Source organism: Streptomyces sp. NBC_00876 (genome assembly GCF_045207435.1).
Classification (GTDB): domain Bacteria; phylum Actinomycetota; class Actinomycetes; order Streptomycetales; family Streptomycetaceae; genus Streptomyces.
Window position 1 is genome coordinate 7,686,074 of the sequence record NZ_CP108800.1, and the last position, 13,954, is coordinate 7,700,027.

9 protein-coding genes, 1 tRNA gene and 2 pseudogenes are annotated in these 13,954 nt (G+C 71.6%); 10 read left to right on the forward strand and 2 right to left on the reverse strand.

Annotated features, from left to right (window positions below; translation table 11 throughout):
* Positions 1–64 precede the first annotated feature (64 nt).
* Positions 65–616 (reverse strand): DUF309 domain-containing protein, encoded by a 552-nt coding sequence (locus OG782_RS33585; RefSeq protein WP_406457535.1) that lies wholly within the window; start codon positions 614–616, stop codon positions 65–67.
* A gap of 109 nt (positions 617–725) precedes the next feature.
* Between OG782_RS33585 and OG782_RS33590 the strand changes: the two genes are divergently transcribed.
* The 7 genes from OG782_RS33590 to OG782_RS33620 all read left to right on the forward strand — a co-directional run bounded on the left by OG782_RS33590 (position 726) and on the right by OG782_RS33620 (position 9,834).
* Positions 726–3,359, forward strand: coding sequence for an ATP-binding protein (locus tag OG782_RS33590; protein ID WP_406457537.1), 2,634 nt, complete (start codon positions 726–728; stop codon positions 3,357–3,359).
* A gap of 49 nt (positions 3,360–3,408) precedes the next feature.
* Positions 3,409–3,482, forward strand: a tRNA-Pro gene (locus OG782_RS33595).
* A 150-nt stretch (positions 3,483–3,632) separates the two neighbouring features.
* Entirely contained in the window at positions 3,633–4,460 is an 828-nt protein-coding gene (locus OG782_RS33600) for a hypothetical protein (RefSeq protein WP_406457539.1), read from the forward strand.
* A gap of 147 nt (positions 4,461–4,607) precedes the next feature.
* Complete coding sequence (locus OG782_RS33605) at positions 4,608–6,041, forward strand: glycosyltransferase (protein ID WP_406457541.1); 1,434 nt, start codon at positions 4,608–4,610, stop codon at positions 6,039–6,041.
* 103 nt (positions 6,042–6,144) lie between these two features.
* Positions 6,145–7,611: a DUF6056 family protein gene (locus OG782_RS33610; protein ID WP_406457542.1), complete on the forward strand. Its 1,467-nt coding sequence runs from the start codon at positions 6,145–6,147 to the stop codon at positions 7,609–7,611.
* 184 nt (positions 7,612–7,795) lie between these two features.
* Positions 7,796–8,458: a response regulator transcription factor gene (locus tag OG782_RS33615; RefSeq protein WP_406457544.1), complete on the forward strand. Its 663-nt coding sequence runs from the start codon at positions 7,796–7,798 to the stop codon at positions 8,456–8,458.
* Complete coding sequence (locus OG782_RS33620) at positions 8,455–9,834, forward strand: sensor histidine kinase (RefSeq protein WP_406457546.1); 1,380 nt, start codon at positions 8,455–8,457, stop codon at positions 9,832–9,834. The genes OG782_RS33615 and OG782_RS33620 overlap by 4 nt, the downstream gene beginning before the upstream one ends.
* Before the next feature lie 64 nt (positions 9,835–9,898).
* Here OG782_RS33620 and OG782_RS33625 read toward each other — a convergent pair whose 3' ends face one another.
* Positions 9,899–11,293, reverse strand: coding sequence for a hypothetical protein (locus tag OG782_RS33625; protein WP_406457548.1), 1,395 nt, complete (start codon positions 11,291–11,293; stop codon positions 9,899–9,901).
* A 239-nt stretch (positions 11,294–11,532) separates the two neighbouring features.
* Between OG782_RS33625 and OG782_RS33630 the strand changes: the two are divergent.
* The 3 genes and pseudogenes from OG782_RS33630 (at position 11,533) to OG782_RS33640 (ending at position 13,924) form a co-directional block, all read left to right on the forward strand.
* Positions 11,533–12,347: pseudogene (locus OG782_RS33630) on the forward strand (molybdopterin-dependent oxidoreductase).
* Positions 12,314–12,780, forward strand: a pseudogene (locus OG782_RS33635) (hypothetical protein); the annotation flags it as partial. The pseudogenes OG782_RS33630 and OG782_RS33635, both read left to right, overlap by 34 nt.
* Positions 12,781–12,919: 139 nt before the next feature.
* Positions 12,920–13,924 (forward strand): LuxR family transcriptional regulator, encoded by a 1,005-nt coding sequence (locus OG782_RS33640; protein WP_406457550.1) that lies wholly within the window; start codon positions 12,920–12,922, stop codon positions 13,922–13,924.
* Positions 13,925–13,954: the final 30 nt, after the last annotated feature.

The following is a 13,954-nucleotide window of genomic DNA, read 5'->3' on the forward strand; positions in this document are numbered from 1 at the left end:
TTCACCGCTCTCGGTCAAGGGGAGGGAAAGTAAGGCGAGTTCACTGCGGCCCGGTCCCGCCGGGTCACGGCCGGCGGGCGCCCGGCCGCAACAGCGGCGCCTCGGCGGCCGCGTTCACGGGCGGCCCGTCCGCCCGCTCCACCCGCGCGGCCAGCTCCCGTGCCCAGCCGGTCAGGGCTCCGACGCCGATTCCGTACGCCGGGGCGGTCGCGCCGGCACCGGCCCCGCCGTCCGCCGTGTCCGCGGCGCCACCGGCCCCCGCGAACTCCGCCAGCGCCGCCGCGCCCCGCCGCAGCAGCCGCGCCCCGCCCGTCGCGTTGCCCCGGGCGGCATGGGTCAGCCCGACGGCCAGCTGGGCCAGCCCGCGCCACAGCTCCCGGTCCGCCTCGGGGCCCGACTTCCAGGCGTCCTCGAAGACCTCATGGGCATGGAACGGCATCCCGGCGTCCAGCAGCCGCTGCGCCTCCCGCACGGTCTGGTCGGGAGTACGGAGCACGCCCTCGGGCTGCCGCTCCACCCCCGGCGTTCCGTACGGAAGGGGGCGGCCCAGCCCGTCGCGGGGGCGCGCATTGTGCGCCCGGCCCTCGGTATCGCGGTCCCTGCGTGTCTCGTCCACCCCCTGATTGTGCCGCGCACCTGCGGAGAACTGCCCGAACCACTGTCCGTGGCCACCCGCGCACGACTAGTCTCGACAGTCATGGTCACCACATTGGGGGAGGGTAGGCATGAAGCCGTCCCGGCCGCTGTACGAGCGCGAACCGGAACTTGCCGCTGCCGCACAGGCCGTTGACGCGCTCTGTGGCGCGCGGGCAACAGGCGGGCTGCTGATCTACAGCGGCGAGGCGGGCATCGGCAAGACAGCACTCCTGGCCGAGATCCAGGCCATGGCACAGGACCGGTGCACCGTCTGGTCCGGACGCGGGGGCGAAACGGTCACCTCGGTGCCGTTCCACGTCGTACGCCAACTGCTCCAGCCCGCACTTGACCAGTTCCCCGCCGACGAGGTCCGCGCCCTGTTCGGGTCCTGGTACGAGATCGCCGCACCGGCCCTGGGACTTGCCGAGCCGACCGGTCCGCAGCCCGATCCGCAGGGTGTGCGCGACGGCCTCGACCATGTCGTCTCCCGGCTGGCCGGCCGGCTGAGCCACCGGCCGCTGCTCCTGATCATCGACGACGCCCACTGGGCGGACGGCGAATCCCTCGCCTGGCTCGCCTCGTTCACCGCCCGGCTCGGCGAGCTGAAGGTCCTGGTGGTCCAGGCGCACCGTCCGGAGGAGCTCGCGACCCGCGAGGCCGCGCGCAACGCGGCGGGCGGTCATCCGTCCCAGGTCCGCGTCGCGCTGCGGGCGCTCACCCCGGACGCCACCGCCGAGTTGGTCCGTGCCGGCCTCGGCGAGCACGCCGACGACCCGTTCTGCCGCGAGGTGTGGGCGGTCACCGGCGGCAATCCGTACGAGGCGGTCGAGCTCGTCGCGAAGGTCCAGGACCGCGAACTGGCCCCGCTGGAGGAGTCCGCGGGGCTGCTGCGCGAGCTCGGCGCGTCGGCCCGGGGCAGCGGGCTCGTCGCCCGGCTCGAACGGCTCGGAACCAACGCCAACCGGTTCGCCTGGGCCGCCGCCGTCCTCGGCACCGACATCTCCCAGGACCTCGCCGCGACCCTGGCCGGGATGAGCCCCGCCGAGGCGGCGGACTGCACCGCCCGGCTGCGCGAGGCCCGCATCGTCAGTGGCTTCGACCCGCTGGAGTTCGTACACCCGCTGATCGCCACGGCCGTGTACCGCTCCATTCCGCCGGCCACCCGCACCGCCATGCACGGAAGGGCCGCCTGGGCGATCACCCGGGCCGGCCGCGGCCCCGCCGCAGCCTCCCGCCATCTGCTGGAGGTCCACCCCGACGACGACCAGGAGCTCGTCGAACAGCTCCGGGCGGCCGCCGGCCAGCATCTGGCGGTCGGCGCCCCCGAGGCCGCCCGCCGCTGTCTGGAACGCGCACTGCAGGAACCCCCGCGTCACCTCGTGCGCGCCACCCTCCTCTACGAACTGGGCTGCGCCACGCTGCTCAGCTCCCCGGCCACCACCGTGCAGCACCTGCGGGCCGCCCTCGACATGCCGGGTCTCGCCGACGACCTGCGGGTCGACGCCACCTACCGGCTCGCGGCCGCCCTGTCCCACAACAACCAGCTGAAGGAGGCGGCCCTGGCCCTCGCGGCCGAGGCCGAACGCACGGCGCCCGGACCAGGCCTGATGCGGCTGCAGGCCGCCCACTTCCTCTGGGAAGGCATGCAGGCCACCGAGGAGGACGGCCCGGGCCGCTCCCGCCGGCTCGCCGCCAACGCCGGCCACCTTCGAGGCCGGGACAACGCCGAGCGCGCACTGCTCACCCTGCGCGCTTTCGACGCCATGCTGCGCGGCGAGAACGCCCAGCTCGTCGTGGACCTCTGCGAACGTGCCCTGGTCGACGGCCATCCGGCGCGCGGCCTCGGCTGGACCGACACCGAGTGGGGCTTCGAACTCCCGACCCTGCTCGGCATCACCTACGCCTTCACCGACCAACTCGACCGCGCCGAGGAGCTCTTCGGCGAGGCGGTGCGCGCCTTCGAGATCTCCGGCTGGAGCGGCGCCCACCTGGCGTTCGCCCATACGCTGCTCGGACTGGTCCACCGCCGTCGCGGCCGCCTCGCCGAGGCGGAGGGCTTCCTGCGCGAGGGGCTGCGCCTCGCCGACCGGGTCGGCAGCGGACTGCCCGTCCACTGGGACGCCGCCTGTCTGCTGATCGACACCCTGCTGGCCCGCGGCCGCGTCACCGAGGCCCGCAAGATCGCGGACCAGTACGACTTCGGCCTGCCCTACCCCAGCGCCATGGTGCTGCCCGACGCCCCGTGCGTCCGCGGCCGCCTGCTGCTGGCCGAAGGCCGTACGAAAGAGGCCGTCACCGAGCTGGAGGCGGCCGGCCAGGCCCTCGAACCGCGCGGCAGGTTCAACGGGATCTGGGGTCCGTGGGCCGGTGACCTGGCCCGCGCCCTGGTGGACGAGGACCCGGCCCGCGCCGCTCAGCTGGCCAACTCCGCCCGGGTGCACGCCGAGCGTTTCGGTACGGACACGGCGATCGGCGAGGCGCTGCGCTGTGTCTCCCTCTTCGCCCGCCCGGAGGAGGCCGTCCACCTGCTGGGCGAGGCCGTCCGGCATCTGGAGGCGTCGCCGTCCGGCTACGAGTTCGCACTCGCCCTGGTCGACCACGGCATCGCCACCCGGTCGCCGCGAGAACTCGCCCGCGCACAGAAACTGGCCACGGCCTGCGGCGCCGAGTCCCTCGCCACCCGCGCCCAGCAGGCACGGGCGTCGATCCGGTCCACGGAGTGAGGTAATGTTTGTCCTGCGCAGCCGCCCGGCAGGACTGGGGGACTGATCGCGGGACGTGGCGCAGCTTGGTAGCGCACTTGACTGGGGGTCAAGGGGTCGCAGGTTCAAATCCTGTCGTCCCGACTGGAGACAGTCGTAGGTCAGGGCCGGTTTCGGAGAAATCCGAAACCGGCCCTCGGCGTTTCGGCCGGCGCTTCCGCGCGCGGACCCACGGCCTCGGCGCCATCCCGGCAGTCAGGATGTGTTCAGGTTCCGCCCGGCAGGATCCCTCCCATGACTGAGATCTCCGAGACGTCCGGGTCCCGCCGGCGCGCCCAGGCCGCCTCCTCCAGCCTGAGCTGGAACAAGGTTCCAGAAGTCACCGCCTACTTCTGGATCATCAAGATCCTCTGCACCACCGTCGGCGAGACCGCGGCGGACCTCCTCAACGAGAACCTGGGGCTGGGCCTGACCGGTGTCTCGCTGCTGATGAGCGGCCTGCTCGCGGTGGTTCTGGTGGTCCAATTCCGCACGAAGGCCTACCGGCCCGGTGTCTACTGGCTCGCCGTGGCCTTGATCAGCGTCGTCGGCACCCTGATCAGCGACAACCTCACCGACAATGTGGGCGTGCCGCTGGAGACCAGCACGGCCGTGTTCGCCGTGGCCCTCGCTGTGGTCTTCGCCATCTGGTACGGCCGCGAGGGAACCCTGTCCATCCACAGCGTCGACACGGCCTCCCGCGAGACCTACTACTGGCTCGCCGTGCTGTTCACCTTCGCCCTCGGCACAGCGGCCGGCGACCTCGTCGCGGAGAGAATGGCCCTCGGATACTGGGTCTCCGCCGTCCTGTTCGCGTTGGCCATCGCAGCGGTCGCTGTCGTACGGCAGGCACTGGGCCTGAACGCCGTTCTCAGCTTCTGGATCGCGTACGTCCTCACCCGGCCGCTCGGCGCCTCGATGGGGGACTACCTCTCCCAGCCGGCCGGGGACGGCGGCCTGGGGATGGGCACCGTGGTCACGAGTGTGCTGTTCCTCGCGGTCATCCTGGGCCTGGTTCTCCACCTGTCGCTGACCCGTCGCGACGCCGCCCGGGACGAGCAGCCCGGCCCGCAGGTGGGCTGACCCAAGACGGCAAAGAGCTCCGGACACAGGCCCGCCCAAGGAGGGAATTCTGTACCGGAATTCCCCGCGGCCCTGTTGTTCATTAATTTCTCCAAGGTGCGGGCATAGGCTTCGGGGCGGTCACGTCCGCACCTGATAGGGATACGAATGAAAAGCTGCCAGGTTTCGATTGTCGTGCCCTGTTACAACGAGGACCAGGCCGTCAAGGCCTTCCACCGCGCACTGGTCGACGCCCTGGAACCGACCCGTCAGGAATTCGAGGTCTGCTATGTCGATGACGGAAGTGACGACCTCACCAGGTCCCAGCTGATCTATCTGGCATCCGTCGACGAACGGGTCCGCTACACCGCCTTCAGCCGGAACTTCGGCAAAGAGGCCGCTATGCTCGCCGGGCTCCGTATGTCCCGCGGGGATTCCGTGGTCCTGATGGACGCCGATCTCCAGCATCCGCCCGAACTCGTACCCCGCATGCTGGAGTTGCGCCGGCACGGGTACGACCAGGTGATCGCCCGCCGCGACCGCGACGGGGAAGGGGCGCTGCGTTCGTTCCTCAGCCGCTCCTATTACCGTGCCATGGGTCATTTCATGGAAGTCTCCGTGGTCGACGGTGAAGGGGATTTCCGACTGCTTTCGCGGCGAGCGGTGGACAGCGTGCTCACGCTCCCCGAGTCCAACCGCTTCTCCAAGGGCATCTTCTCCTGGATCGGCTTCGACACCGTCAGCTTCACCTACCCCAACGCGCAACGAGTGGCGGGACGCTCGAAGTGGGGCAGCAGGAGGCTCCTCAACTACGGCATCGACGGCGTTCTCTCCTTCAACAACCGCCCCCTGCGCCTCGCCATCTACGCCGGGTTGCTGCTCGCCCTCGCTGCGATGGCATACGCGCTGTGGACCATCGTGGGCGTCCTGCGCAACGGGGTCGGTGTTCCCGGGTACACCACCTTGCTCACGGCGGTCGTCGCACTCGGGGGAATCCAGCTGGCCACACTCGGAATCGTCGGTGAATACGTCGGGCGCATCTACTGCGAGACGAAGAACCGGCCGCACTACCTCGTCCGCGAATCCAGCGACCACCCGGGCTCGCCCGCCCCCGAACCGCCGATACGTGCCACGGGTGGTGGTGCGAGCGCCACAGGATCCGGAAGATCTCACACGGTGCGCCAATTCCTCACCTTCGCCGCGATCGGCGTCGTCAACACGGCGGTCTATCTGGCGGTGTACGCGACGCTCAACACCTGGATCCCTTATCTGGCCGCCCATGTCATCGGCTACTGCGTCAGCATCATCGGGTCCTTCTTCCTCAACTCCCGCATCACTTTGCGGACCAGGCCGACCTGGCGTGCCTTCCTGCGCTATCCGTTGTCGAGTCTCGTCAATCTCGTGCTTTCCGGAGCGCTGCTCTACGTCGGAGTGAGCCACCTCGGCATGGGAAAGAACGTGGCCGCGCTCGCCGCCGGAATTCTCGCCACCCCGTTCTCGTTTCTGGTCGCCCGGTGGGCGATCACCTCCGGCGCGGACGCCACCCGGGAACCCGAACCCGGGCCGCTGGCCGACAGCAGGACCGGCCGGACCGGCGACTGAACCCCGACCCCACCACCTCACCCGCTCGAAGCGGCCATGCACGAAGGGCACCGGCACACCCATGACCGCGGAAGCATCGGGAACCGCAGACACCCCGCGACCCATGGGGGAGGCGCCCCGCCCCGACGGCCGCGCGACGGGCCCGAGGCCCCGCATTCCGCTCTGGGCGGCAGCCCTAACCGTGTTCCCGCTGGCCCTGCTGGCCGCGTCCTTCTGGATCGGCCGGCTGGTGCGGCCCGGCGGGGATGACTGGTGCTTCCTGCCCGTGCTGCGGGACGACGGCGTCTCCGGAATGATCGGGAAGTTCTACCTCCATGACAACGGCCGCATCGCCAACGCCCTGATGGTCGCGCTCTACGGTTCCTTCGGCGTCGCGGGCCACCGGTGGTACGCCGCCGTCAGCGGGGTGCTGATCCTGGGCGCGGTCTGGGCGCTGGCCTCCGCCACCCTGCGCGCCGCCGGGCGGATCGCGCCGCGCGGCGTGCCGCTGCTCGCCGCGTCGATGATCACGGTGGTGTTCCTCTTCGCCACCCCGGACACGTACAAGACGTTCTACTGGCCGGCCTCCTCCGTCTCGCACACGGTCGCGCCCGCGCTGGCCGCCGCGGCCGTGATCCCGCTGCTGCGGGCCCGGACCCGGCGCGGATACGTTCTCGCGCTCTGCGTCGCCGCCGTGGCCGGACTGTTCATCGGGACCCTCTCCGAGGGCACCTCGATCACCGCGGGTGTGCTGCTCTGCACCGCCCTTCTGCTCAGCCTCCGCTCCCTGCCGGGTCCCGGGCGCACCCGCACCCGCCTCTGGTGCGCCACCTCGCTGGCCGCGCTGCTGGTGGGGGTGATCATTCTCTACACCTCGCCCGGCTCCCGCAGCCGCCGCGACAGGTTCGGCACGGGTGCCACCTCCATCGCCGACCTCCGGTCGCTGAGCGACGCGCTGAGTACGTTCGGCGACATCCTCGGGACCGTGTTCACCACCTGGACCTACCTCGGCGCGCCGGCCGTCGGTGTCCTGGTGGGCCTGCTGCTGAAGGGCGGGGACGCCGCCGCCGGGCCGCTGAGCCGCAGGCCCCTCGTCCCGGCACTGGCCGCAGTGGCCGCGTTCCTGGTGGCCGGGTACCTCTGCACGCTCGTCACCCTGCCTGCCTTCGCGACGAACATGATGACGTACGGGACCCGTACCTGGAACGACTACCTCTTCGTGTACGTTCTGCTGCTCACCGCAATCGGCGCGCTGCTGGGCAGCGGCCTGCGCACCGTCGCCGGGCCGGGCGGCGCCGCCGTCCTGACCGGGGCCGCCGCACTGCTCTGCGGGGTCGCCTGCGTGGGGCTGGCCGTGCCCCTGGCCGGTCTGGAGCACGACATGGCCGCCCGGGCCACCCACTGGGACCGGCAGGACCGGCTGTTGCGGGAAGAGGTGCGGCAGGGGGCCGATGTACTGCCGTACGTCCCGGCGACGGTCGGCCGGATGCGTGACCCCTTCGGGAACCACGGCCGCTCCTACTGGCCTGCCGGCTGCGTGGCCGACTACTACCACCTCAAGCGCATCACCTATGCGACGCGGCTGCCCTGACCTGATCCGGGTCCGGGTCCGGAGCGCCCGCTTCGTCAGCGTCCGTCCTCGGCCGCCGGCGGCGGGAACTTTCCACACTTCGCTGTCGTCTACAGTTCAGCGAAGCGTCTACAAGCGTGTAGTCGAAATGGGCGGGGCGCGCCAGGAGGCCGGACGGGTCCGGCGCGAGAACAGGGGGAGGGCCATGAGCCGGACGATCCTGGTCGTCGAGGACGATCACGGGCTGCGTGACGTGCTGGTGCGGGGGCTGCGCGACGAGGGCTTCGACACCGTGTCCGCGTCGGACGGCGCCACCGCCTTGCGGCTGGCCGACTCCGGCGTCTGTGCGGTCGTGCTCGACATCGGGCTGCCCGACGCCGACGGACGTGACGTGTGCCAGGCGATGCGTGCGAATGGATTCCTCTCGCCCGTCATCTTCCTGACCGCCCGTCACCGGCTGACCGACCGGCTGTCCGGGTTCTCGGCCGGAGGTGACGACTACCTGCCCAAGCCCTTCCATCTCGCCGAACTCGCGGCCCGCCTGCGGGCGGCGCTCAAGTGGGCCGCGCCCCCGCCTGCCGCCGCAGTGGGAGACCTCGTACTCGACGCCGTCCGGCACGTGGTCGGCGTCCGAGGTGTGCGGGTCGATCTGACACCGACGGAGTTCCGTCTCCTGGCCGCTCTCATGGCCGCCGGCGGCGGCATCGTGCGCCGCCGCGAGCTGGTGCGGGCGGGCTGGCCCGAAGGAGCCCGAGTGCACGACAACACCCTCGATCAGTACGTGACCCGGCTGCGCCGCAAGCTGCGTGAGGCGGGCAGCGGCCGGACGATCGGCACGGCCCGCGGCGTCGGCCACCGTCTGTCATGAGCGCGATCCGTGCCCGGCCGCTGCCCGCGGCGGCGGCCTTCCTCCACCGTCTGACCCCCCGGACGCTGCGCGGACGGCTCTCCCTTGTCGCCCTCACCGCGGCCGCGCTGCTCATGGTGATCCTCACCGTCGCCTTCAACGCCATGGCCCGGCAGCGCCTCCGGCATCAGGCGGACGACGAATTGCGCACCCGCGCCGCCGCCGTCGCGACGACCGTCGACACCAGCGGCAGGACGGTACGCATCCTGGAGACGTCCAACGACGAACTCCTCGATGCCAACGTGTGGATCTACGCCGGAGGACGCCTGCTGGAAGAACCGCCGACCGCCGGTCCGCTGACCCGCGAGGCAGACGCACTCGCCCGGGGTGGCGGACGGCGATGCATCACCGCCGGCGTTCACGGTTCGCTCCGGCTGTGCTCCCAGCCGGTAGCCGGGGAGAAGAGCGACGCCACGGTGGTCACCGCTCTGGACCTATCCCCCTACCGGAGTTCCGCCGACACCCTGCTCCGCGGATCGCTCGCCCTGGACGCCGTGATGCTCGCCTGCACCTACGCCCTGACGCGGCTGGCGGTCGGTCGCGCACTGCGCCCTGTCCGCACCATGACCGACCAGGCGGCCCAGTGGAGCGCAGTCGCCTCAGCGGAGCGATTCGCCGCCGTACGGCAGCCGGCGGAACTCGCCCGCCTGGGCACCTCACTGGACGCCATACTGGACCGCATCCGCACCCTGCTGCGCCACGAGCGGCAGCTCACCGGGGAACTCTCGCACGAGCTGCGTACACCTCTGAGCCGGATCATCGCCGAACTCGACTGGTGGCGGACCCGCCCCCGTACGGCCGACCAGACACACGCCACCCACAAGGTCATCGCGGATGCCGCCGAGTCCATGCGCACCATCTGCGACACCCTCCTGGACGACGCCCGGGGCGGCACACTCACCGCTCGTGGTGCGACCCAGGTCCTGCCGGCGCTGCGCGACCTCGCCGAAGCCATGGACGTTCCGGGCGACTTGACGGTCACCGCCGACCGTCCGCAGCTGGTGGCCGGAGTCCCACCCGCCCTCCTCGAACGCATCGTCAGCCCGCTCCTCACCAACGCCTGCCGCTACGCCCGCACCGGCGTCGTCGTCCACGCGCACCACATACCCGACGGCGTACGTGTGGAGATCACCGACGACGGGCCCGGCGTTCCGCCGCTGTTCGCGGGGCAGCTCTTCGAACCCGGCCGGCGCGCGGATCCCGGCGACGGACACGGCGGAGCGGGTCTGGGGCTGCCGCTGGCCCGCCGTCTGGCCCGCTCCGCCGGCGGCGAGGTGACGTACGACCCCGGGCACACGCCCGGGGCACGCTTCGTGATCAGCCTGCCTGCCGGGTGAACGTTCCCGCTGACCGCCACAGGGCCGTCCCGGATTCCCACCGGGGCCCCTCGGCGTCAGGCCGCTACCACCCGGTCCAGAGCAGATGGTTGACCGCCAGGGCAACGACCGCCTGAGCGGCCAGCCAGCCGCGCCGGCCCGGTGCGGGCAGCAGCGCGGCGGCGGGCAGCAGCCAGAGGATGAAGGGCTGCCAGATGCGTTCCGTCTCCGCCTTGCTCATCCCGGACAGGTCGGCGGCCAGCAGGGCGAGGAGCGCCGCCGACACCAGCACGATCAGGCGCTGCGGCGACGTCGCAGTCCCGGTGCGCAGGGTGCGTACGGCTCCGGGGACGCCCGCCGCGGTCCGGCGCAGACCCGCGAGCGTCGCCGGTCCGACGGCGATCGCGGTGCAGGCGAGGTTGGCCCAGACCCAGTAGGAGTACGGCCGGAATCCGCCCGCCCCTTGGTAGTAGCGCTCGACGAGCAGGTGGTACGCCTCCCACCAGTCGAAGCCCGCCAGGGTGAAGGCGACCGGCACCACCAGAGCTCCCAGGACGAAGGGGGTGAGCGGCCGGGCGGTGCGGGTGAGTACGAGAACGGCGAGAAGCGGAAGCGCGATGAGCGTCAGACCGTAACTCAGGTAGCAGGCCAGCCCGTAGAGGAGCCCGGCGCCCAGTGCGGCGGCCGCGGGCCTGCGGACCTTGCGAGTGGCGGCCAGTGCCAGCAGGGCGACGGACCAGGCGGCCACCGCCGTGAAGTAGCCGTCCGCCGAGGTGCCGGCCCAGACCGCGACCGGGGCGAGCACCAGGAACGGCGCGGCGCGACGGGCGAAGTACTCGCCGGCCAGGGCGCGCACGGTGATCAGCGCGGCCAGCACCGCGCCCGCGCCGGTCACGATGCACCAGACTCCGGCCCAGGCCCCGCCGCCGAGCCCGATGCGGTCCAGCAGGACGAAGGTGAGGGTGGCGCCCGGGGGGTGTCCGGCCACATGGGCGGGCCAGTTTCCCGGCGGGCCGATCAGGATGTGGTCGTTGAAGCCGCGCAGAGCGGCGCCGATGTCGTCGAAGCGGCCGATGACCCTCAGGTACTCGTGCTTGGTGGTGAGCCGTTCGGCGATTCCGCGGCCCCAGCCGTCGATCAGCGCGAGCGAGAGGATCCAGGCGAGCGCCGTGGCGTAGCAGCTGAGGAGCAGGGTGCGCCAGCGCAGCGTCTCGGCGAGCACGGGCCCGTGAACGATGACGGCGGCCGCGACGACGGGCGCGGCCCAGGTGCCGGGCCCGATGTGCGGGTACCAGGACGCGAGCAGCGGCGGCCAGTGGACATAGAGGGTGTGATCGGTGCTCTCGATGGCACGGCCGACGAGTGCGGCCGCGACGACCAGGGCCGCGCCGGCTCCGGCGGCGGCCAGGTCGCGGCGGTGCCCGGAGCGTTGCGCGGGGAGTGGTTCGGCGGTGTGTTCGGTGCGGTCCACGGTCTTCACGCAGGCACCGTACGCACGTCGGCGCGCCGTGGGCGGGTTGCGGCGGGGCGCGTCACCGAACCGTCAGATTCCGGACCCGCCCCGCCCCAGCCCCAGCCCCCGCCCCAGCCCCCGCCCCCGGACGCGGGGGCCGGGGTCGGGGCCGGGGGACCGGGCTCGTGCGCTCCGAGGGGTGATGTCACTCTTTCGTCAGGAGTCGCAGCCGTCTCGCCCGGGTACCCGGGGCATAGCGTCGGGACATGGGCGATCGCTGTCGGAGGATTCCGACCCCACCCGTGTTCCTTTCCCGTCCCTTCTCCGGACTTCCCGCGCCGGTCCTCGAACGCCTTCCCTCGTCGCCGGGGTTCTGGCGCAGCCCGGTGCGCGGTGTGCGGTTCACCGGTGCTCGGTCTCGTCCTGCTCGGCGGCATCACCGTGCTGTTCGTGACCGGTCTGCTGTCGTACGCCGCGTACAACCCCGACCTGAATCCGGTCAACGACAAGACGCCGGACAAGGGGCTGCTCGGGTTCTACCTCTTCGCCTGGCCGACAGGGCCGCACTGGCTGTACCGGCTGACACAGGGCGTCCACGTCACGCTCGGCATCGTGCTCGTCCCCGTACTGCTGGCCAAGCTCTGGTCTGTGGTGCCCAGACTCTTCGCGCTGCCGCCCGCCCGCTCCCTCGGGCATGCGCTGGAGCGGCTGTCCCTGCTGCTTCTTGTGGGCGGGGCGCTGTTCGAGTTCATCACCGGGCTGCTGAACATCCAGTTGGAGTACCTGTTCCCGGGCTCCTTCTACCCGTTGCACTTCTACGGTGCCTGACCTGGCCGCGCTCGCCGGGTACCCCAACGGTGCGCCGGGGCTGCTCGTGGAGTCCGTGCGGCGCAGCGGGCCGTTTCGCCGGGCCGCGCTCCGTGACAACCAGGTGGACGACCCGCGCTCCCTGCCGGCCCTCCAGGTCAACGGCGTGGACCTGTCGCCCGATCACGGATCTCCGGCACGGGTCATCGTTCCGGCCGCCCCCGGCGTACTCAACACCAAATGGGTGTCCCGGCTGACCTTTGGAGAGTTGTGAGCAGGACGGACCCGCGCACCCTCGTACGCCGCTGGTACGGGGAGGGGCCGCTGCACCTCCTGCTGATGGCCGCCTCCTTCGCCCTGGCGGGTTACGCGGGCGTGCGGCTGCTGGCGGGCGACACCTTCGGCGTGATCGTGTGGTTCGTCGGCGCCGCCCTCGTGCACGACCTGGTGCTGGTTCCGGTGTACGCCTCGGCGGACCGGCTGCTGTGCCGCTGCGCCGGCCGGCGCAGCGGACTGGTGAACTTCGTCCGGGTGCCGGCCTTCCTCTCCGGACTGCTGCTCCTCGTGTGTTTCCGCTCATCACCCGGCAGACGGAGCGCTACGAACCGGATAGCGGGCTCTCCCCCGATGTGTTCCTCGGGAACTGGCTGCTGATCACGGCCGCGCTGTTTCTGACGTCCGGGCTCTGGCCGGTGGCCCGGACGGTCCCGGTCGCGCCGCCGCACCGCGAGGACGTGAAGGGGGTGGCCGTACAGCTCGTACGAAGGTGCGTGAACAATGGGTCACGCGTACCGAGTTCTGGACGTACGCAGGTGTGCGGCCGGAGGGCCCCGAAAGGATCAGGACATGGAGAGGGCCGCGGACTGGGACGCCCTGGGGCTGGGGGACCGTGAGGTGCGGGTGTACGAGGCGCTTCTCGGAGCTCCGGAGCACCGGACGCGTTCCGCGCTCGCCGGCTCGCTGTCGATGACCGTCCGTCAGGTGGCCTCGGCCCTCGACCGCCTCGCGTCCCTCGGCTTCGTCCAGGTGCCCGCCCCGGGCGGCCGGCTGCCCAGGGCCGTCAGCCCGGCGATCGCCATCCGCAATGTGATCCACCTGCGCCGCGCCGAACTGCTGGAGCGGTCCTCGGAGCTGGAGACCCTGACCGCGTCCGTGGACCGCCTCGCCGCCCAGGTGCTGGTCGGCTCGGGTGGCGACCCCGGCGCGGGGATCGAGACGATCAGGGGCCGGGTGGCCGTGGCGGAACGCGTCACCTCACTGCTGCTCGCCGCAACCACCGAGGTCAACCTGCTCGACCGCCCTCCGTACGCGGCGAGCGAACCGGACGGCATGCCCGCGCCGCTCTCCGTGGGCGATCTGGTCCGCCGAGGGGTCCGGGTGCGGGTCGTCGTGGACCGGGAGGGGCTGGACTATCCCGGCCGGGCCCGGGGCCTGAGTGAACTGGCGGAGCAGGGCGTCCAGATACGCCTGGCCACGGATCTCCCCACCAAACTGATCACCGTCGACCGGCAGGTCACCCTGTTGCCGCCGACCGACGTGGCCGACCCCACGGCATCGGCTCTCGTGGTCAACGACGCTCTGCTGGGGAACGCGCTCGTGCCGTTGTTCGAGGAGGTCTGGCGGCGGGCCATGCCCATCGGGCCCGGTGCGAACGATGAACTCGGCCATGAGGACAGCGAGTTGCTGACGCTGCTCGCCTCGGGACTGAAGGACGAGGCGATAGCCCGCCGCCTGGGGGTTCATGTGCACACGGTGCGACGCAGGATCACCCGGCTGCTGCTCGAACTGAACGCGGAGACCCGCTTCCAGGCCGGTGTCCAGGCGCTGCGCAAGGGCTGGCTGATGCCCTGAGCGTCCTGGGCCCTTGTACACACACGGCGG

Bases quoted from the DNA above. Each gene is read 5' to 3' on its own strand.
- OG782_RS33605 (WP_406457541.1), top strand. From the start codon at position 4,608: ATGAAAAGCTGCCAGGTTTCGATTGTCGTGCCCTGTTACAACGAGGAC.
- OG782_RS33610 (WP_406457542.1), top strand. From the start codon at position 6,145: ATGGGGGAGGCGCCCCGCCCCGACGGCCGCGCGACGGGCCCGAGGCCC.
- OG782_RS33620 (WP_406457546.1), top strand. From the start codon at position 8,455: ATGAGCGCGATCCGTGCCCGGCCGCTGCCCGCGGCGGCGGCCTTCCTC.
- OG782_RS33615 (WP_406457544.1), top strand. From the start codon at position 7,796: ATGAGCCGGACGATCCTGGTCGTCGAGGACGATCACGGGCTGCGTGAC.
- OG782_RS33640 (WP_406457550.1), top strand. From the start codon at position 12,920: ATGGAGAGGGCCGCGGACTGGGACGCCCTGGGGCTGGGGGACCGTGAG.
- OG782_RS33590 (WP_406457537.1), top strand. From the start codon at position 726: ATGAAGCCGTCCCGGCCGCTGTACGAGCGCGAACCGGAACTTGCCGCT.
- OG782_RS33600 (WP_406457539.1), top strand. From the start codon at position 3,633: ATGACTGAGATCTCCGAGACGTCCGGGTCCCGCCGGCGCGCCCAGGCC.